Here is an 18,295-nt window from a genome sequence, read left to right on the forward strand (position 1 = left end):
TCTCCTTAAGATTTACGCGCGACGCGTTCGAGCAATGCCGTCAGCTCATCGAGCTTAGCAGAGAGTGTCTCAACGTCATGTTTAGACGGAATGCCGATACGATTCAAGGCACTGGCGACACGTGTGTCGAACGCCTTCTCGACCTTGTCGAGCTGAACTTCGACCCGGCCTTTGAAAGAGCTGACTTCGCTCTTGGCTTCATCGATCTCGGCGTTGGCCGCTTCGAGTTTTTCGGTGACGGCTTTTTTGCCTTTCTTTTCAACAGTTTGACCAGCCTTGATCAACTCCTGAAAGTACTCGCTGCCTTCCTGACCGACCTTGGTGTAGGCACCCAGGCCTGCCAGCCAGATCTTGCGGGCATAGGATTTGACGTCGCTCAGAGCGGAAGTCGAAGCGTCGATTTTTTTCTTCAAAATGACTTTGGCCATGGTGCACCTCACGCGCAGAAGGTTTGAGGAACTGCCCTGACGAGTGTCGGGCTCAGGCACAAAGTAGGGAGAAAAATTAGAAACGGCACCCTAACAACTGACATAAAAGGCAGGTGCACGAGAAAAAAACGGGGAGCCCGAAGCTCCCCGTTTTGTCCTGATCAGACCAGCGCTTTATCCAGCGCCTTTTCGATCTCGGCTTTGATCATGCCGCTCATGGCCGACATCATCAGGCCCAGTTCCACGTCGACCCGGATCGAATCCTCGGCCACGTGCACCGCGCCCTTCACGCCCGAACGCTTGAGGTTCAGGACATCGCCCGACCACTGCGGCTCCAGGCCATATTGATCGGAGAGTTTCTGCGCCAGTTTGTCGGCTTTCTCGCGGGCCGCTTCCTTGCCCAGGCTGTGGGCACGCTCAACACTGATATGGGCCATTGAATGACTCCTGCTTTTTGAATGGGGCTATGAATGCCTGCAACGAATCTTGACCGCCACTGCGGCAAATCGTCCCGAAGGTTGCCCATCTTACCTTTAGCCATTCCAAGACAAAGCATGGCTTGGGGATTAGAATGTCGCGCATTCTCTTTTGGTGACAGCGATATGACTGATCAGCGCAAAGGCAGCGATGCCGAACCCACCACTCACTTCGGCTTCAAAAACGTTCCGGAAAGCCAGAAAGCGGAAAAAGTCGCTGAGGTGTTCCACTCCGTGGCCGCCAAGTACGACCTGATGAACGACCTTCTGTCGGGCGGCATGCACCGTCTGTGGAAGCGTTTCGCGATCGAACTGTCGGGTGTACGCGCCGGCAACCGCGTGCTGGACATCGCCGGCGGTACGGGTGACCTGACCAAGAAATTCTCGCACCTGGTCGGCCCGACCGGTCAGGTGGTGCTGGCCGACATCAACGAATCCATGCTCAAGGTCGGTCGTGACCGCCTGCTGGACGTCGGTGTTTCGGGCAACGTCGAATTCGTCCAGGCCGACGCTGAAAAGCTGCCGTTCCCGGACAACCATTTCGACTGCGTGACCATCGCCTTCGGCCTGCGCAACGTGACGCACAAGGAAGACGCCCTGCGCTCGATGCTGCGCGTCCTCAAGCCGGGCGGCCGCCTGCTGGTGCTGGAGTTCTCCAAGCCGACCAACGCGCTGATGTCCAAGGCCTACGACGCCTACTCGTTCGCCTTCATGCCGCTGATGGGCAAGCTGATCACCAACGACTCGGAAAGCTATCGTTACCTGGCCGAATCGATCCGCATGCACCCGAATCAGGAAACCCTGAAGTCGATGATGGTCGACGCCGGTTTTGACCGCGTGACCTATCACAACATGACCGCAGGCATCGTCGCCCTGCACCGCGGCATCAAGCCCTGATGCTGCTGACCGGGCTGCTCGCCAGCGTCGAACTCGGCCTGAACCGCGTGCTGCGTCTCGACAGCACGGCGCTGCCGCGACTGGCGCACCTGACCGGCAAAGTGATTGCCGTGGATTGCCGCAGCCCGGCGCTGCAACTGTTCATTCTGCCGAGCGACGAAGGCCTGATGCTGGCGTCCCACTGGGAAACAGGCGTCGACTGCACCCTGCGCGCCCCGGCCTCGAGTCTGGTGAAACTGGCCCTGAGCAAGGACAAGACGGCGGTGCTGCACGCGCCGGAAGTCGAACTCGACGGCGACAGCGGCGTGCTGCTGGAGCTGGCGGGCGTGCTGCAGGACCTGGAGCTGGACTGGGAGTACGAACTCTCGCGCTGGCTGGGACCTGTCGCCACGCAACTGGTCGGCGGCCACCTGCGCAGCCGCGCCCGCTGGTATCAACAAGGATTTGCCAGCCTCAACCAGAACCTCGCCGAATACCTGGCCGAAGAATCGCGCACCCTCGTCGGTCAGCGCGAAGCCGAAGCCCGTTTCAGCGAACTGGACCGGATCAAACTCGATCTGGAACGTCTCGAGGCGCGCTTCGAGCGCCTTTCCCGATCCCTCGACCCAAGCGATAACGCATGAAGCTGCTCGCCGTCCGCCGTCTGTTGCGCATCCAGCGCGTCGTGATCCGCTACCGCCTCGATGACCTGCTGTTCGACCTGCCTTTGCCGTGGTTCCTGCTGGCGCTGCGCTATGTCCTGCCTTGGCGCTGGTTCCCGCGCAAGCCGCTGGACCTGAGCCGTGGCGCACGCCTGCGCCTGGCGTTGCAGGACCTGGGGCCGATCTTCATCAAGTTCGGGCAGATCCTCTCGACCCGCCGCGACCTGCTGCCGGAAGACATCGCCGATGAGCTGATGCGGTTGCAGGACCGCGTGCCGCCGTTCGATTCGCAGCTGTCGGTCAAATTGATCGAAGAACAACTGGGCAAGAAGATCAGCGAAGTGTTCAGCCGCTTCGACGTCGAACCGCTGGCCTCGGCTTCGGTGGCACAGGTACACGCCGCGCAACTGAAGACTGGCGAAGAAGTGGTGGTCAAGGTGATCCGCCCGGGTCTGAAACCGATCATCGCCCAGGATCTGGCGTGGCTGTTCATCCTCGCCCGCGCCGCCGAGAAGGTCTCCGCCGATGCCCGTCTGCTGCACCCGGTGGACGTGGTCAGCGACTACGAAAAAACCATCTACGACGAACTCGACCTGTTGCGCGAGGCGGCCAACGCCAGCCAGTTGAAACGTAACTTCGAAGGCTCGCCGCTGCTCTACGTGCCGCAAGTCTATTGGGACTGGTGCCGGCCGAAAGTGCTGGTGATGGAGCGCATCTACGGGATTCAGGTGACCGATCTGGCGACCCTCGCCGACCAGCGCACCGACATGAAAATGCTCGCCGAACGTGGCGTGGAGATCTTCTTCACCCAGGTGTTCCGCGACAGTTTCTTCCACGCCGACATGCACCCGGGCAACATCTTCGTCAGCACCGTCAACCCGTGGAGCCCGCAGTACATCGCGATCGACTGCGGCATCGTCGGCAGCCTGACCCCGGAAGACCAGGATTATCTGGCGCGAAACCTGTTTGCCTTCTTCAAGCGCGACTACCGCCGCGTGGCGCAATTGCACATCGATTCGGGCTGGGTGCCGGCGGAAACCAAGCTCAACGAATTCGAAGCGGCGATCCGTACCGTGTGCGAACCGATCTTCGAAAAACCATTAAAAGATATTTCATTTGGCCAGGTGCTGATGCGCCTGTTCCAGACCGCGCGCCGCTTCAACATGGAAGTGCAGCCGCAACTCGTATTGCTGCAAAAGACCCTGCTGAACATCGAAGGCCTGGGCCGTCAGCTGTACCCGGACCTCGATCTGTGGAACACCGCGCAGCCGTTCCTCGAACGCTGGATGCGCGAGCGCGTCAGCCCGAAAGCCTTGCTCGGCAACGTCCAGAGCCAGTTCGAACAACTGCCGCACCTGGCCAACATGGCCCGCGATCTGCTCGAACGCATGTCCCAGCCCCACGCCAACGACCCGCCGCCACCGTGGAAAAAACGCAAGGACGACTGGTTCCTGCGCCTGCTCGGCAGCGCCCATCTGGCGGGCGGTACGATCCTCGCCGCCGGGGGCCCGATGCACGAACTGGGGCATTGGCCCGCCGGGATCATGGTGGCAGTCGGCTTGTATCTGGTCGTTCGCCGATAGCCAGTTCCGTGATCGGCTGGCACACTGTTTCAACGCCTGAACCCGACTATTGAAGTGTGGGTTCGCTGTCGGAGTCGAAGATGAAAAACTGGCTGGACGAGATCAAGTGGGACGCCGATGGCCTGGTGCCGGCGATTGCTCAGGATCACAAGACCGGACGCGTATTGATGATGGCCTGGATGAACCGCGAAGCCCTGGAGCTGACCGCGGCGGAAAACCGTGCCATCTATTGGTCACGTTCCCGTGGCAAGCTGTGGCGCAAGGGCGAAGAGTCCGGCCACGTACAGACGCTGCATGAAATGCGTCTGGACTGCGACGCCGACGTCATCATCCTGATGGTCGAACAGATCGGCGACATCGCTTGCCATACCGGCCGTCAAAGCTGCTTCTACCGCGTCTTCGAAAACGGCGACTGGAAAACGGTCGACCCGGTCCTGAAAGACCCGCACGCTATTTACTCCGCAGGACACAAACATGAGTGACACCCTGACCCGCCTTGCTCAGGTGCTGGAAGAGCGCAAGGGCGCAGCCGCCGACAGCTCGTATGTCGCCAGCCTGTATCACAAGGGTCTGAACAAGATTCTGGAGAAAGTCGGCGAAGAATCGGTCGAAACGATCATTGCCGCCAAGGACGCCGCCGTCAGCGGCGACTGCAGCGACGTGATCTACGAGACCGCCGACCTGTGGTTCCACAGCATGGTCATGCTTGCCCAGCTGGGGCAGCATCCGCAGGCGGTGCTGGATGAACTGGATCGCCGTTTCGGCCTGTCCGGACACGTCGAGAAAGCCTCGCGCCCGTCCGCCTGAACAACTTCAAAAGAGGAACAGCAACATGGGCATTTTTGACTGGAAACACTGGATCGTCATCCTGGTGGTCGTGGTACTGGTGTTCGGTACCAAGAAACTGAAGAACCTCGGCACCGACGTTGGCGAGTCGATCAAGGGCTTCCGTAAAGCCATGAACGACGACGAAAAACCGGCCGATCCGACCGTCACGCCTGCGCAACCGGTGCCACCGGTACAGCCGCAAGCCACCGCTCAGGCCAACCCGCCGCACACCATCGACGTGCAGGCGCAGAAAGTCGAAGAGCCGATCCGCAAAGACGTGTGAGCACTGACTAATGTTTGGTATCAGCTTCTCTGAACTGCTGCTCGTCGGCCTCGTCGCCCTGCTGGTGCTGGGCCCCGAGCGTCTGCCGGGCGCTGCACGCACCGCCGGCCTGTGGGTCGGACGGCTGAAGCGCAGCTTCAACGCGATCAAACAGGAAGTTGAGCGTGAAATCGGTGCCGACGAAATCCGCCGGCAACTGCACAACGAGCACATCCTGTCGCTGGAACAGGAGGCGCGGAAGATTTTCACGCCGGTTCAGCAGGAGCCGACGCCGGTCGAGCATGTGGGTGAGCAGACGATTCACAGCCCTGCCGCTCCAACGCCAGCGGCACCTGCTGTAGCGCCAACCGAATCAGCGCCTGTCGTCGCGCCAGCCTCGGTTGAACACGTAGCCCAAACCGCCGCGCCGACCACACCAGCGCCAAACGACACCACTCTGCCGCCGCGAGCCCCATGAGCGATCTCCCCGAAAACGACCAGCACATGCCGCTGGTTTCGCACCTCACCGAGTTGCGCACCCGCCTGCTGCGTTGCGTGGCGGCGATCTTCATCATCTTCGCCGGGCTGTTTGCCTTCACCCAGCAGATCTACACCTTTGTTTCGACGCCGCTGCGTGAATACCTGCCGGCCGGCGCGACAATGATCGCCACCGACGTGTCGTCGCCGTTCCTGACGCCGCTGAAACTGACGATGATGGTCTCGCTGTTCCTGGCGATTCCGGTGATCCTGCATCAGATCTGGGGCTTCATCGCACCGGGCCTGTACAAGCACGAGAAGCGTGTCGCAGTGCCGTTGCTGATCTCCAGCATCCTGCTGTTCTACACCGGCATGGCGTTCGCCTACTTCTTCGTGTTCCCGCTGATCTTCAAGTTCTTCGCCTCGGCCACCCCGGCCGGTGTGGAAATGATGACCGACATCACCAGTTACCTCGATTTCGTCATGACGCTGTTCTTCGCCTTCGGCGTGGCGTTCGAAATCCCGGTGGCCGTGGTGCTGCTGGTGTGGATCGGCGTGGTCGACGTCAAATACCTGAAGAAGATCCGCCCGTACGTGATCATCGGCTGCTTCGTGGTCGGCATGATCCTGACCCCGCCGGACATCTTTTCCCAGACCCTGCTGGCCGTGCCGATGTGGATGCTGTTCGAAGTCGGCATCCTGTTCGGCAGTCTGGTCAGCAAGCGCGAGCGCCCGGAAGAAACCGCCGACGATCACAACGATCAGCCGCCAGCGACTCAGCCATGAACCTGCTGCTGCTCGAAGAGGCCGACTTCATCGCGGCCGACCGGGTCGTGCTGCGCGATCGGCGCCTGACCCACATGCAGGAAGTCCACCGTTCGGAAGTCGGCGACAGCCTGCGGGTCGGGCGCATCAACGGGTTGATGGGCTCGGCCGAGCTGCTGCGCCTGGACGCGGGTGAGGCCGAACTGCGGGTCACCCTCGATCAACCGCCGCCGGCCAAACTGCCACTGACCCTGGTACTCGCCCTGCCCCGCCCGAAGATGCTGCGCCGGGTGTTCCAGACCGTGGCGACCATGGGCGTGTCGAAGGTGATTCTGGTCAACAGCTACCGGGTCGAGAAAAGCTTCTGGCAAACGCCGTTCCTGGAGCCGGAAGCGATTCGCGAACAACTGATCCTCGGCCTCGAACAGGCTCGGGATACGGTGCTGCCGGAGATCATCATCGAGAAGCGCTTCAAGCCGTTCGTCGAAGATTGCCTGCCGGCCATCACCGACGGCACCCTCGGTCTGGTCGGTCATCCGGGCAATTTCCCGCCCTGCCCCCGCGCCCTGAACGAACCGGTGACCCTGGCCATCGGCCCCGAGGGTGGCTGGATTCCCTACGAAATCGATTTGCTGGCCAAGGCCGGGCTGCAACCGGTGCAACTGGGCGAGCGAATCCTGCGGGTCGAAACCGCCGTCACCGCGCTGCTCGCCCGGCTGTTCTGAAGTCTTCTCCGGACAAAAGGCGTTACAGATTGCCATCATGCGGCCGATACCCTCCCCATAAGTCCAATTAGTGGTCCTAGGGAGTCGTCGCATGTACCGTTGGTTAGCCGAGAGTCTTGGAAACGTCAGCGTTAAACGTAAGCTTGGAATCGGTTTCGGCCTGGTGCTGCTGCTGACCCTGTTGATCACCTTCACCGGCTGGACCGGCATGAGCGGGATCATCAGCCGGGGCGACAAGCTCGGCTTCATCTCCAGCCTCAACGAGCTGACCAAGGACCTGCGTCTGGCGCGTCTGGACTATGAAGCCCGCCGTGGCGAACAGGGCCCCGGTGCGGTCAACGACCTGCTCGGCAAACTCGAGGCCGGCCTGCAAAGCGCCCGCGGCATGATCGAGCAACCGTCCGACGTGGCCATGATCGATCAGCAACTGGCGGCGGTTGCCGAGTACAAACGCGCCTTTGGCGACATGACCCAGGCCACCGTGCAGCGTGAAGACGCCCGCAGCAAACTCGGCGCCAGCGCCGATAACGCGGTGGCCAAGGTCAGCGAAGTCGAGAAATCCCTGCTGCAAGGCGACAGCGTCGCGCAATTCAACAGCGTGATCGAGCTGAGCAAACTGCTGCAGCAGGCGCGCTATCAGGTGCGCGGCTACACCTACAGCGGCAAGGCCGAAGCCGAACAACCGGCGCTGGATGCCATCGCCGCCGCCCTGAACAATCTGGAAAGCCTGCCGAGCAAACTGCCCGAGCAACACATCGCCAACCTGCAACAGGCCACCGAATCGCTGAAGGCTTATCGCGCCGCCGTCAGCCAGTTCCGCGACTCCCAGGTGAACAACGCCAAGGCGCTGGCTCGCATGTCGGCCCAGGGCGACATCCTGCTCGACGTCAGCAAGAAACTCACCGAATCTCAGACCATCGTCCGCGACACCGATGCCGCGCACGCCAAAAACATGCTGATGATCGCCACCCTGCTGGCCCTGGCCTTCGGTCTGCTCGCGGCCTGGGCGATCACCCGGCAGATCATCATTCCGCTGGAGCAGACCCTGAAAGTCGCCGAACGCGTGGCCGCCGGTGACCTGACCCACAATCTGGTGTCCCTGCGCCGTGACGAACTCGGTCAATTGCAGCGCTCGATGCAGAGCATGACCCAGGGCCTGCGCGAATTGATCGGTGGCATCAGCGACGGCGTGACCCAGATCGCCAGCGCCGCCGAAGAGTTGTCCGCGGTGACCGAGCAGACCAGCGCCGGGGTCAACAATCAGAAAGTCGAGACCGACCAGGTCGCCACCGCCATGAATGAAATGGCCGCCACCGTGCAGGAAGTCGCGCGTAACGCCGAGGAAGCTTCGGAAGCAGCGGTCGCTGCTGACCAGCAGGCCCGTGAAGGCGACAAGGTTGTCGGTGAAGCCATCGCCCAGATCGAACGTCTGGCCGCCGAAGTCGGCCATTCCACCGAGGCCATGGGCGAGCTCAAGCGCGAAAGCGACAAGATCGGCAGCGTGCTCGACGTGATCAAGTCCGTGGCCCAGCAAACCAACCTGCTGGCCCTCAACGCCGCCATCGAAGCCGCCCGTGCCGGTGAAGCCGGTCGAGGCTTTGCGGTGGTCGCCGACGAAGTCCGCAGCCTCGCCCAGCGCACCCAGAAGTCCACCGAAGAGATCGAAGAGCTGATCGTCGGTCTGCAGAACGGCACCCAGCAAGTGGCGACGATCATGGACAACAGCCGCACCTTGACCGACAGCAGTGTCGAGCTGACCCGGCGTGCCGGTGGCTCGCTGGAGAGCATCACTCGCACCGTTTCGGCGATTCAGGCGATGAACCAGCAGATCGCCGCAGCGGCCGAGCAACAGAGCGCCGTGGCTGAAGAGATCAACCGCAGCGTGCTGAACGTGCGAGATGTCTCGGATCAGACCTCGGCGGCCAGTGAAGAGACGGCGGCCTCCAGCGTCGAGCTGGCGCGCCTGGGCACTCACCTGCAAACGCTGGTGGGCCGGTTCAAGGTGTAAACCGCGCACACAAAAAAATCGCAGCCATTGGCTGCGATTTTTTTTGTCCTGTGTTTAGAGGACTTGCCGCAGGAACGCCTGGGCTCGCGGATCCTTCGGCGCATCGAAGAACTCCGCCGGCGAGGCGTCCTCCAGCAATTTGCCGTGATCGAAGAACAGCACCCGATCCGCCACTTCCCGGGCAAAACCCATTTCGTGGGTCACGCAGACCATGGTCATGCCTTCCACAGCCAGGTTTTTCATCACGTCCAGCACTTCGCCGACCATTTCCGGGTCGAGGGCCGAGGTCGGTTCGTCGAACAGCATGACCTTGGGGTCCATCGCCAGCGCCCGGGCAATCGCCACGCGCTGCTGCTGACCGCCGGAAAGGCGCGACGGGTACTCGCGGGCCTTCTGGGCGATGCCGACCTTCTCCAGCAATGCCAGAGCCTTGGCCTCGCTTTCCTTCTGGCCGCGCTTGCGCACGACTTTCTGCGCCAGGCACAGGTTTTCCAGCACGGTCATGTGCGGGAACAGATTGAAATGCTGGAACACCATGCCGACTTCGCGGCGGTAGGCGTTGACGTCGGTTTTCGGGTCAGCCAGTTGCAGGCCGTCGATGCTTACCGAGCCGGAATCGAATTCTTCCAGACCATTAAGGCAACGCAGAAAGGTCGATTTGCCGGAACCGGACGGGCCAATCACCACCAGCACTTCACCCTTGGCCACGGACGTGCTGACGTTATCCACCGCGCGCACCACTTGCCCACGGGTGTCGAAGACTTTTACCAGATCGCGGACTTCAATCACTTTGCGCGAGCCTCCGCTCAAGCCGGCTGGCGATTTTCGACAGCGGCAGGTTGATCAACAGGTACAGGCCGGCGACGCAGAACAGGATCTCGAACGGCGAGAACGACGTGGTGATGACTTCCCGGCCGCTTTTCAGCAGCTCGGTGATGGCGATCACCGACACCAGCGAAGTGTCTTTGACCAGACTGATGAACTGCCCGGCCAGCGGCGGCAGCACGCGCTTGAATGCCTGCGGCAGCACCACATGACGCATCGACTGGCCAGCGCTCAGCCCCAGCGAACGCGCCGCTTCGTTCTGGCCGCGGGCAATCGACTGCACACCGGAACGGATGATTTCCGCCACGTAGGCGCCGGTGAACAGCGACAGCGCGGCAATCCCGGCGAACTCCCGGGACAGGTTCATCACCGTGCCGATGAAGAAATAGAAAATGAAGATCTGCACCAGCAGCGGCGTACCGCGCACCAGTTCGACATAGATCGTCGACAGGTCGCGCAGGGTCGGGTTGCTCGACAGCCGGCACAGCCCGGTGGCCAGACCGATCAGCAGACCCAGCACCCCGGACACCACCGACAGCCAAAGCGTGGTCCACAGGCCCCACAGCAGCGGACCCGCTGCCCAATGCCGCGTCACGCCCACGACGTCGCCTTCGGCCACATCGTCGCCCTGAGCGAACTGCAGGCTGTTTTCGTCGACGGTCAGGTGCTGCTCGTCACCGGCATCGTTGCGCAGGGTGACCTGCGCGCTGCCGCCCTTGCGCACCAGTTCGCTGACGGTGGAAATGTCGGTCGCGCGCTGGGTTTCCTCGGCCTGATAGGCGAAGTACTGCGGCACGCGGTTCCAGCGCCATTCGTAAGACATCAGCGACGTGGCGTAATACAACGCGCCGGCCAGGCCGACCAGCACCAGCACGGTCAGAACGTGCCAGGGCCATTGGGCTTTTTTCTGTTTCATGGGTTTAGCGAAATCCGAAAGTTATGTCGCCGGGGAGGCCGCCTTCGCGGGCAAGTCGAATCGTCGCACCGCCGCTCCCACAGGGAACGCATTCCAATGTGGGAGCGGGCTTGCTCGCGAATGGGGCGACTCGGTCTATCTGACCGGGCTTATTCCATGTCCTTGAGCCACTCGGTGCTCTTGAACCACTTGTCATGGATGCGATCGTAGGTGCCGTCTTCGTGGATCTGGTGCAGGAAGTTGTTGATGAAGTTGATGCTGTCGTAGTCACCCTTCTTCAGACCGAAGGCCAGTGGCTCGTAGGTAAACGGCTTGTCGAGGAACACCAGCTTGCCGGCGCCGACCTTGTTCACCGCGACCACGTTGTACGGCGCGTCGTAGATGAAGGCGTCAGCCTTGCCGTTGACCACATCGAGCACAGCTTCCTGCTCGTTGTCGTAGCCGTGGTACTTGGCTTTGGAGATCAGCTTCTTGGCGACCATCTCGCCGGTGGTGCCGAGCTTGGAGGTGATGCGGTAGTCGGCGGTGTTCAGGTCTTTGTAGGACTTGATGGTGCCTTCCAGTTCCTTGCGGATCAGCAGGGTCTGGCCGACCACGATGAACGGTTCGCTGAAGTTCAGGCGCAGGTTGCGTTCCTGGGTCAGGGTCATGCCGCTGCCGATCATGTCGAACTTGTCGGTCATCAGCGCCGGGATGATCCCGTCGTAACCGGTGGAGACCAGCTCCAGTTTGACGCCCATGGCCTTGGTCATGGCTTTGAGGATGTCGACTTCGAAACCGATGATTTCGCCGCGCTTGTTGGTCATTTCGAACGGCATGTAGGTCGGATCCATGCCGACCTTCAACGAGCCACGCTTGACCGCGTCGTCGATTGCGCCGGCCTGCGCCGCATTGACTGCAACCAGTGCCGTGACGCCGACCAGCAGCATCGACAGATACTTCTTCATCTTCAAGTCCCCAAAACCATTGCGTTTGCGGCGCGAAAACCGACAGAAATGGACAAGATTGTCCGGGTGCGCCAATTCGGGGACGGATGCTAACGCACTCGATTTTTTGCACAAGGTTTAATGGACGATTTGTTTAACATTCAAGATTTACCCCCTCACCCCAACCCTCTCCCCCAAGGGGGGCGAGGGGGAAAGGGAGCCGATCTCTGTAAATTTCAAATCTGAGTTCGACCGAGATCTGTCAGGTCGATGTATTTCGAGAGAACAACTCATTCAGTCCCCTCTCCCTCCGGGAGAGGGCTAGGGTGAGGGGCTTTTCGGCAGGCAAAAAAAACCCCGCTTTCGCGGGGTTTCTTCATCAGGCCGGTTGCGCCTGCAAGCTCACCGGCTTGAGCGGCAGCAGCGGCGCATGGGGATCGGCTTTCACCGAGGCCCGCCATGCGTCCAGCCACTCGGCGTGACCTTCGGCCCACACCTGCTCGTGCAGACGGGCCAGGGCCACCGGATCGCTCAGCAGTTGTAGACGATCATGGTTGTTCAGCCCGGCCGGGCCGACCTTGATCGCGTGACGCACACGTTCCTGGCGCAGCCATTCGATCGGCTCGGCCTGACCGTGACGCGAAGTCGCCAGCGAGCACGCCAGGGCGTTCTGCTGTGGATCGACCACGGCGCGGATGAAGCCGTCATTCAGTGCGTGCCAGCGGTTTTCGTGGGTGTACTGATCGGTGGCCAGCAGCGCCTGTGGCGGATTGTATTCCTCGGGGATGAGGAACAGGCTTTCGTCACGGGACTTGAGGCCCAGACCGACGCGGCTGGAAATCACCGACACCGGAATCGACAGCATCAGCGAACCGACGATCGGGACCAGCCACCACAGGAAGCTCGGGTTCAGCCAGATCACCAGCAGCGCCCAGAAGAAGCCCAGCAGGGTCTGCGGACCGTGACGCTTGACCGCTTCGCTCCACGGCGTGGAGTCGTCGTCACGCTGCGGCGAGTTCCAGGTCGCGGCCCAGCCGAGGAACGCGGCCAGAACGAAACGGGTGTGGAAAATCATCCGCACCGGCGCCAGCAGCATGGAGAACAGCATCTCCAGCAGCATCGACACGGTCACCTTGAACTTGCCGCCAAACTCTTTCGCACCCTTGGCCCAGATCAGGATGATGCTCAACAGCTTCGGCAGGAACAGCAGCACGATGGTCGTCGAGAACAGCGCGATCGCCTTGTCCGGGTGCCATTGCGGCCACAGCGGATAGAGCTGACGCGGTTCGAGGAAGTACTGCGGCTCCATCAGCGTGTTCACCGCCAGCAGCGCGGTCGACAGCACGAGGAAGAAGAACCACAACGGCGCCGACAGGTAAGACATCACGCCGGTCAGGAACACCGCGCGGTGCACCGGGTGCATGCCTTTGACCAGGAACAGACGGAAGTTCATCAGGTTGCCGTGGCACCAGCGACGGTCACGCTTGAGCTCGTCGAGCAGGTTCGGCGGCAGTTCTTCGTAGCTGCCCGGCAGATCGTAGGCAATCCACACGCCCCAGCCGGCACGGCGCATCAGCGCCGCTTCAACGAAGTCGTGAGAGAGAATCGCACCGGAGAACGCCCCTTTGCCCGGCAACGGCGCCAGGGCGCAGTGGTCGATGAACGGCTTCATGCGGATGATCGCGTTGTGACCCCAGTAGTGGGATTCACCCAGCTGCCAGAAGTGCAGGCCGGCGGTGAACAGCGGACCGTACACGCGAGTGGCGAACTGCTGCATGCGCGCATACAGCGTGTCCATGCCCGAAGCGCGCGGCGCGGTCTGGATGATGCCGGCGTCCGGCGTGGCCTCCATCAGGCGCACCAGACTGGTCAGGCACTCGCCGCTCATCACAGAGTCGGCGTCGAGCACGACCATGTACTTGTAGTCACCGCCCCAGCGACGGCAGAAGTCGTCGAGGTTGCCGCTCTTGCGTTTGACGCGACGGCGACGGCGGCGATAGAAGATCTTGCCGAAACCCTTGGCTTCGCGGCAGACGTCCAGCCAGGCCTGCTGCTCGGCAACGCAGATGTCGGTGTCGTTACTGTCGCTGAGGACGAAGAAGTCGAAACGGTCCAGGTCACCGGTAGCGGCGACCGACTCGAACGTCGCGCGCAGACCGGCGAACACCCGAGGCACGTCTTCGTTGCAGATCGGCATCACCAGTGCGGTGCGGGCGTCTTTCGGAATCGGCTCGTTGCCGGCACTTTTACCGGAGATCCGGTATTTATCGTGGCCGGTGAGCAATTCGAGGAAGCCCATCAGCGCGGTCCAGAAACCGGCCGATACCCAGCAGAACAGAATCCCGAACATGATCAGGATGCTGGTCTGCAGCGCATACGGCAGCACTTGCGTGGCGGTTTGCAGCAGCGGTTGATGCAGGACTTCTTCCAGATCGACGAACGACCAGCCCTGGTACGGCATGATGCCTTTCATGTACCAGCCGGCGACGATGGTCTGACCCAGCATCAGCACCAGCAGAATGTAGCGACGGATCGAACCGACCGTGCGCCAGCGCGCCGCCGGCAGCACGTTGGCGTCCTTCGGCGGTTGCGGCGGGTTGGTCCGGCCGGTCAGGCGACGCCAGCCACGCACCAGAATGTTGGTGCGCCACGGCTCCGGCACGACCTTGGTCCGACGGATCGGCGGCGTGGCCTTCATGCTGACCCGGCCGCTGGCGTCGAGCACCAGCATTTCCGCGTCTTGCAGCTCTTCGGCGGTGCTCAGGATCAGGCGCTTGCCGACCGAAGCCTGGGCGGCTTCGGTCCGTGCGTCAAAGGTCTTGGACGACAGGCGTTCATGTAATTCGCTGAAGGACTGGCAGCCCGCGAGTTCCGCGCGCTGCTCGTCGGTCATCGGCAGATGCGCCAGGTACTCGGACAGAGTCTCTGGCTGTACTTGAGAGTTACTCATCGGCAGGCAACTGATAGCTCCAGGTCTCGGTCAGGACTTCTTCAGTCGGTGCCGATTCCGGTGTGGCTGGGGCCGCGTCCGCAGCGGCTGGCTGCTTGGCGTCTTTGTTGGCCTTGTCCTTGGCATCTGCAACCGGCTTGGCGTCGGCCTGTTTGGCCTCGGCGGCCTTGGCTTCCTTGTCGGCTTTCTCTTGTTGCTTGGCGGCAACCTTGTCGGCCTTGGCCACCGACGAATTGGACGTCGGTACCGAAGACTTGGCCAGATCAGCGGTCACCACTGGCTGCACCAGGGCTGCGCGCATCTCGGTGGACTTGCTCGGGTCCTTGATCTTCATCCGCAGGGTCAGGCGCCAGCCTTTGGTTTCCGGGTTGTAGCGCACGCTGTTTTCGACCAGTTCGGCGTTGTCGCCGACGCTGACCTGGCTGCGAACGTCCGCATCCGGGGCCAAAGCGGCCAAGGACGGGCCTTCGAAATCGACCAGGTAGGCAACGCTGCCATCCGGCTGACGGATCAGGTTCGATTGCTTGACGTCACCGGTCGAACGCAGGGTCTGGTTGACCCAGGCGCTGTCCGGCGCGTGCAGCGCGGCTTCGTCGATGGTCCAGTGCATACGGTAGGCGAAGTCCAGCGGCTGGCCAGGCTCCGGCAGTTTTTCCGGGTTCCAGAACGCAACGATGTTGTCGTTGGTTTCGTCCGCAGTCGGGATCTCGACCAGATCAACGGTGCCCTTGCCCCAGTCGCCCTTCGGCTCGATCCAGGCACTTGGGCGCTTGTCGTAGCGGTCGTCGAGGTCTTCGTAGTGGCTGAAGTCACGGCCACGTTGCAGCAGACCGAAACCACGCGGGTTCTCGACGCTGAACTGGCTGACAGCCAAGTGTTTCGGGTTGTTCAGCGGACGCCAGATCCACTCGCCGTTGCCGGCATGGATCGACAGACCGCTGGAGTCGTGCAGTTCGCGACGGTAGTTGAGCACCTTCGACGGCTGGTTGGCGCCGAACAGGAACATGCTGGTCAGCGGCGCGATGCCGAGCTTGCCAACCTTGTCACGCAGGTACATCTGGCCCTTCACGTCGACAATGGTGTCGCTGCCCGGACGTAGGATCAGACGGTAGGCGCCGGTCGCACGTGGCGAATCCAGCAGGGCGAAGATCACCAGGTGCTTGTCGCCCGGCTTCGGCTGCTGAATCCAGAACTCGCGAAAACGCGGGAATTCTTCGCCGGACGGCAAAGCGGTATCGATCGCCAGGCCACGGGCCGACAGACCGTAGGTGTGACCCTTGCCGACGACGCGGAAGTAGCTCGCGCCCAGCATGGTCATGATTTCGTCTTGCTTGTCCGCCTTGTTGATCGGGTACAGCACACGGAAACCGGCGTAGCCCAGTTGTTCGGTGGCCTTCGGATCGAACTGCAGGTCGCCGAAATCGAAACGGCTTGGATCGTATTTGATCTCTTCGACGGTGTTCGCGGTGATTTCGTTGATTTTCACCGGCGTATCGAAGTGCATGCCCTGATGATAGAAGGACAGCTTGAACGGGGTCTTCTGGTCGGCCCATTCGGCTTTTTCGGTGCGGAAACGAATCTTCTGATAGTCCGCGAATTTCATTTCACGGAATTCGTTCGGCAGGTTGCTGCGCGGGGCTTCGAACTTCTGCCCGGCCAGCTCTTTGGCCTTGGCCGACACATCGTCAAGATTGAATGCCCAAAGCTGGCCGGCGCTGAGCAGGCAGAGTACTGCCGAGCCCGCTACCAGAGCGCTGCGCAAGCGTTTGGCAGACAATTTTGCTGCATTACAGGGACTAACAATCACGAGCAACCCTCGCCGAAAACAGATCAATAAACCAACGGCCAGATGAAGTGCCTGTGAGGGATTCGGTACAAAAAAACCGACCTTGCAGGACACCCTTGCCAAGTTGGCGAGCATTGTTCCGACTCCGCTGGGTCAAAATGATTCCCCAATCGGATCCGGACAAGTCTCTACCTAAGTCAAAATGGACCAACGAACGCTGATCCCCGTAGCGCGCGATTATCTAGTAGCCCGCGTGACAACGCATCAGGGGTAACAAAGTATTTATCGCGAAAATTCCCTGTTTTCAGTCGAAAAGCCCTTAAAAAGATGTTTCAAGCACTTTCATGACTGTAACAGGAAGGTTACCGGGCCATCGTTGACCAGGTGCACCTGCATATCCGCGCCGAATCTACCTGATGCCACTGTGCCATGCATCTGTTTCGCTTTGCTTAATAGATAGTCGAATAATTCTTCGCCCAGCGCCGGAGGGGCGGCGGTCGAGAAACTCGGGCGCAACCCGCTTTTGGTGTCGGCAGCGAGGGTGAACTGAGAGACCAGCAGCAACCCGCCGCCCACATCCGCCAGGGACAGATTCATCTTGCCCACGGCGTCACTGAACACTCGATAGTTAAGCAGCTTATGCAGAAGTTTGTCGGCGCTGGCCGGCGTGTCGTCGGGTTCGACCGCCACCAGCACCAATAAACCCTGATCGACACTGCCGACCACCTCGCCCGCCACTTCGACCCGCGCGCCTTTCACGCGCTGCAACAGCCCCTTCATGCTTCTTCGGGCGGCAGGTCGAGCAGACGACGGGCCATTTTGCTGGCGGCGCGCACCAATGCATCGGTGATGCCCGGTTCCGAGGCAGCGTGGCCGGCATCGCGGATCACCTGCAGCTCGCTGTTCGGCCAGGCCTGATGCAGTTCCCAGGCGTTGTCGAGCGGGCAGATCACGTCGTAGCGACCGTGGATGATCACGCCCGGCAGATGGGCGATCTTGCCCATGTCGCGAATCAGCTGGTTCGGCTCAAGGAACGCGTTGTTGGTGAAGTAGTGGCATTCGATCCGCGCGATCGACAAGGCGCGCTGCGGCTCGGAGAAACGGTCGACCACCAGCGGATTCGGACGCAGGGTCGCGGTGCGCCCTTCCCAGGTCGACCAGGCCTTGGCCGCGTGCATCTGGGCGATCTGGTCGTTGCCGGTCAGGCGCTTGTGGAAAGCGCTGAGCAGGTCGTCGCGCTCGTCCAGCGGGATCGGCGCGAGGTAGTCCTGCCAGTAATCGGGGAACAGACGGCTGGCGCCGGCCTGGTAGAACCATTCGATTTCCTGCGGACGGCAGAGAAAGATCCCGCGCAGGATCAGCCCATGCACGCGCTCCGGGTGGGTCTGCGCGTAGGCCAGCGCCAGGGTCGAACCCCAGGAACCGCCGAACAGCACCCATTTGTCGATGCCCAGATGTTTACGGATGCGCTCGAGGTCTTCGACCAGATCCCAGGTGGTGTTGTTTTCCAGGCTGGCGTGAGGCGTGGAACGACCACAGCCGCGCTGATCGAAGGTGACAATGCGATACAGGTTCGGATCAAAATAGCGGCGACTCTGGGCGTCGCACCCGGCGCCGGGACCTCCGTGGATGAACACCACCGGCAAACCTTCCGGTGAACCGCTTTCGTCGACGTACAGCGTATGGGTGTCATCGACGGCCAGATCGTGCCGTGCGTGAGGTTTGATCTGCGGAAACAAAGTCTGCATTGCGCGCTCCGTAAGGGGTCGAGGTCATCCCTGGGGGGACTTCTATTATTCTGC

General features: G+C 61.4%; 19 protein-coding genes and 1 pseudogene. 11 read left to right on the top strand and 9 right to left on the bottom strand.

Annotation, left to right across the window (positions count from 1 at the left end; translation table 11 throughout):
* Positions 1–5 precede the first annotated feature (5 nt).
* On the bottom strand, positions 6–428 hold the full coding sequence (locus L6D74_RS08340) for a phasin family protein (protein WP_039772451.1): 423 nt from the start codon (positions 426–428) through the stop codon (positions 6–8).
* Between the two features lie 161 nt (positions 429–589).
* On the bottom strand, positions 590–865 hold the full coding sequence (locus L6D74_RS08345; protein WP_007952417.1) for a polyhydroxyalkanoic acid system family protein: 276 nt from the start codon (positions 863–865) through the stop codon (positions 590–592).
* Between the two features lie 165 nt (positions 866–1,030).
* Here L6D74_RS08345 and ubiE point away from each other — a divergent pair, with 165 nt between their 5' ends.
* The 11 genes and pseudogenes from ubiE (at position 1,031) to L6D74_RS30105 (ending at position 9,090) form a co-directional block, all read left to right on the top strand.
* Complete coding sequence (gene ubiE / locus L6D74_RS08350; RefSeq protein WP_007952418.1) at positions 1,031–1,801, top strand: bifunctional demethylmenaquinone methyltransferase/2-methoxy-6-polyprenyl-1,4-benzoquinol methylase UbiE; 771 nt, start codon at positions 1,031–1,033, stop codon at positions 1,799–1,801.
* On the top strand, positions 1,801–2,424 hold the full coding sequence (locus L6D74_RS08355) for a ubiquinone biosynthesis accessory factor UbiJ (RefSeq protein ID WP_007952419.1): 624 nt from the start codon (positions 1,801–1,803) through the stop codon (positions 2,422–2,424). Before ubiE ends, L6D74_RS08355 begins: the two co-directional genes overlap by 1 nt.
* A complete protein-coding gene (gene ubiB / locus L6D74_RS08360; protein WP_039772455.1) occupies positions 2,421–4,025 on the top strand; it encodes a ubiquinone biosynthesis regulatory protein kinase UbiB in 1,605 nt (534 codons plus the stop codon). The genes L6D74_RS08355 and ubiB overlap by 4 nt, the downstream gene beginning before the upstream one ends.
* A gap of 80 nt (positions 4,026–4,105) precedes the next feature.
* The gene (gene hisI, locus L6D74_RS08365) at positions 4,106–4,507 is read left to right on the top strand and encodes a phosphoribosyl-AMP cyclohydrolase (protein WP_007909357.1); all 402 of its coding nucleotides are present in this window, start codon (positions 4,106–4,108) and stop codon (positions 4,505–4,507) included.
* A complete protein-coding gene (locus L6D74_RS08370) occupies positions 4,500–4,832 on the top strand; it encodes a phosphoribosyl-ATP diphosphatase (protein ID WP_007952422.1) in 333 nt (110 codons plus the stop codon). The genes hisI and L6D74_RS08370 overlap by 8 nt, the downstream gene beginning before the upstream one ends.
* 25 nt (positions 4,833–4,857) lie before the next feature.
* Positions 4,858–5,136 carry a twin-arginine translocase TatA/TatE family subunit gene (locus L6D74_RS08375; RefSeq protein ID WP_007952423.1) on the top strand — a complete coding sequence of 93 codons (279 nt, stop codon included), beginning with the start codon at positions 4,858–4,860 and terminating at the stop codon, positions 5,134–5,136.
* Between the two features lie 10 nt (positions 5,137–5,146).
* Positions 5,147–5,593, top strand: coding sequence for a Sec-independent protein translocase protein TatB (gene tatB / locus L6D74_RS08380; RefSeq protein WP_236188664.1), 447 nt, complete (start codon positions 5,147–5,149; stop codon positions 5,591–5,593).
* Positions 5,590–6,378, top strand: coding sequence for a twin-arginine translocase subunit TatC (gene tatC, locus L6D74_RS08385; RefSeq protein ID WP_007952425.1), 789 nt, complete (start codon positions 5,590–5,592; stop codon positions 6,376–6,378). Before tatB ends, tatC begins: the two co-directional genes overlap by 4 nt.
* Entirely contained in the window at positions 6,375–7,082 is a 708-nt protein-coding gene (locus L6D74_RS08390) for a 16S rRNA (uracil(1498)-N(3))-methyltransferase (protein WP_236188665.1), read from the top strand. Before tatC ends, L6D74_RS08390 begins: the two co-directional genes overlap by 4 nt.
* A gap of 208 nt (positions 7,083–7,290) precedes the next feature.
* Positions 7,291–8,235: pseudogene (locus tag L6D74_RS30100) on the top strand (methyl-accepting chemotaxis protein); the annotation flags it as partial.
* Between the two features lie 141 nt (positions 8,236–8,376).
* The gene (locus L6D74_RS30105; protein WP_371857706.1) at positions 8,377–9,090 is read left to right on the top strand and encodes a methyl-accepting chemotaxis protein; all 714 of its coding nucleotides are present in this window, start codon (positions 8,377–8,379) and stop codon (positions 9,088–9,090) included.
* 54 nt (positions 9,091–9,144) lie between these two features.
* On the opposite strand, the gene L6D74_RS08400 is transcribed toward L6D74_RS30105, so the two are convergent.
* From L6D74_RS08400 to pip, 7 genes are all read right to left on the bottom strand, one after another.
* Positions 9,145–9,879: an amino acid ABC transporter ATP-binding protein gene (locus tag L6D74_RS08400; protein ID WP_064592877.1), complete on the bottom strand. Its 735-nt coding sequence runs from the start codon at positions 9,877–9,879 to the stop codon at positions 9,145–9,147.
* Positions 9,872–10,831, bottom strand: coding sequence for an amino acid ABC transporter permease (locus L6D74_RS08405; RefSeq protein WP_007952431.1), 960 nt, complete (start codon positions 10,829–10,831; stop codon positions 9,872–9,874). The genes L6D74_RS08400 and L6D74_RS08405 overlap by 8 nt, the downstream gene beginning before the upstream one ends.
* 149 nt (positions 10,832–10,980) lie before the next feature.
* Complete coding sequence (locus L6D74_RS08410) at positions 10,981–11,778, bottom strand: transporter substrate-binding domain-containing protein (RefSeq protein ID WP_039772466.1); 798 nt, start codon at positions 11,776–11,778, stop codon at positions 10,981–10,983.
* Between the two features lie 358 nt (positions 11,779–12,136).
* Positions 12,137–14,707, bottom strand: coding sequence for a glucans biosynthesis glucosyltransferase MdoH (mdoH, locus tag L6D74_RS08415; protein WP_236188668.1), 2,571 nt, complete (start codon positions 14,705–14,707; stop codon positions 12,137–12,139).
* A complete protein-coding gene (locus tag L6D74_RS08420; protein ID WP_011332055.1) occupies positions 14,700–16,514 on the bottom strand; it encodes a glucan biosynthesis protein G in 1,815 nt (604 codons plus the stop codon). The genes mdoH and L6D74_RS08420 overlap by 8 nt, the downstream gene beginning before the upstream one ends.
* 321 nt (positions 16,515–16,835) lie before the next feature.
* Entirely contained in the window at positions 16,836–17,273 is a 438-nt protein-coding gene (dtd, locus tag L6D74_RS08425; protein ID WP_236188670.1) for a D-aminoacyl-tRNA deacylase, read from the bottom strand.
* Positions 17,270–18,241, bottom strand: a complete 972-nt coding sequence (pip, locus tag L6D74_RS08430; protein ID WP_007952436.1) for a prolyl aminopeptidase — start codon at positions 18,239–18,241, stop codon at positions 17,270–17,272. Before pip ends, dtd begins: the two co-directional genes overlap by 4 nt.
* Between the last annotated feature and the right edge of the window lie 54 nt (positions 18,242–18,295).

It is taken from the genome of Pseudomonas pharyngis, from assembly GCF_021602345.1.
Taxonomy (GTDB): domain Bacteria; phylum Pseudomonadota; class Gammaproteobacteria; order Pseudomonadales; family Pseudomonadaceae; genus Aquipseudomonas; species Aquipseudomonas pharyngis.

What these genes read in the sequence shown, in the direction of transcription:
- L6D74_RS08340 (WP_039772451.1), bottom strand. Translation starts at nt 428, where the DNA reads ATGGCCAAAGTCATTTTGAAGAAAAAAATCGACGCTTCGACTTCCGCT.
- L6D74_RS08345 (WP_007952417.1), bottom strand. Translation starts at nt 865, where the DNA reads ATGGCCCATATCAGTGTTGAGCGTGCCCACAGCCTGGGCAAGGAAGCG.
- ubiE (WP_007952418.1), top strand. Translation starts at nt 1,031, where the DNA reads ATGACTGATCAGCGCAAAGGCAGCGATGCCGAACCCACCACTCACTTC.
- L6D74_RS08355 (WP_007952419.1), top strand. Translation starts at nt 1,801, where the DNA reads ATGCTGCTGACCGGGCTGCTCGCCAGCGTCGAACTCGGCCTGAACCGC.
- ubiB (WP_039772455.1), top strand. Translation starts at nt 2,421, where the DNA reads ATGAAGCTGCTCGCCGTCCGCCGTCTGTTGCGCATCCAGCGCGTCGTG.
- hisI (WP_007909357.1), top strand. Translation starts at nt 4,106, where the DNA reads ATGAAAAACTGGCTGGACGAGATCAAGTGGGACGCCGATGGCCTGGTG.
- L6D74_RS08370 (WP_007952422.1), top strand. Translation starts at nt 4,500, where the DNA reads ATGAGTGACACCCTGACCCGCCTTGCTCAGGTGCTGGAAGAGCGCAAG.
- L6D74_RS08375 (WP_007952423.1), top strand. Translation starts at nt 4,858, where the DNA reads ATGGGCATTTTTGACTGGAAACACTGGATCGTCATCCTGGTGGTCGTG.
- tatB (WP_236188664.1), top strand. Translation starts at nt 5,147, where the DNA reads ATGTTTGGTATCAGCTTCTCTGAACTGCTGCTCGTCGGCCTCGTCGCC.
- tatC (WP_007952425.1), top strand. Translation starts at nt 5,590, where the DNA reads ATGAGCGATCTCCCCGAAAACGACCAGCACATGCCGCTGGTTTCGCAC.
- L6D74_RS08390 (WP_236188665.1), top strand. Translation starts at nt 6,375, where the DNA reads ATGAACCTGCTGCTGCTCGAAGAGGCCGACTTCATCGCGGCCGACCGG.
- L6D74_RS30105 (WP_371857706.1), top strand. Translation starts at nt 8,377, where the DNA reads ATGAATGAAATGGCCGCCACCGTGCAGGAAGTCGCGCGTAACGCCGAG.
- L6D74_RS08405 (WP_007952431.1), bottom strand. Translation starts at nt 10,831, where the DNA reads ATGAAACAGAAAAAAGCCCAATGGCCCTGGCACGTTCTGACCGTGCTG.
- L6D74_RS08410 (WP_039772466.1), bottom strand. Translation starts at nt 11,778, where the DNA reads ATGAAGAAGTATCTGTCGATGCTGCTGGTCGGCGTCACGGCACTGGTT.
- mdoH (WP_236188668.1), bottom strand. Translation starts at nt 14,707, where the DNA reads ATGAGTAACTCTCAAGTACAGCCAGAGACTCTGTCCGAGTACCTGGCG.
- dtd (WP_236188670.1), bottom strand. Translation starts at nt 17,273, where the DNA reads ATGAAGGGGCTGTTGCAGCGCGTGAAAGGCGCGCGGGTCGAAGTGGCG.
- pip (WP_007952436.1), bottom strand. Translation starts at nt 18,241, where the DNA reads ATGCAGACTTTGTTTCCGCAGATCAAACCTCACGCACGGCACGATCTG.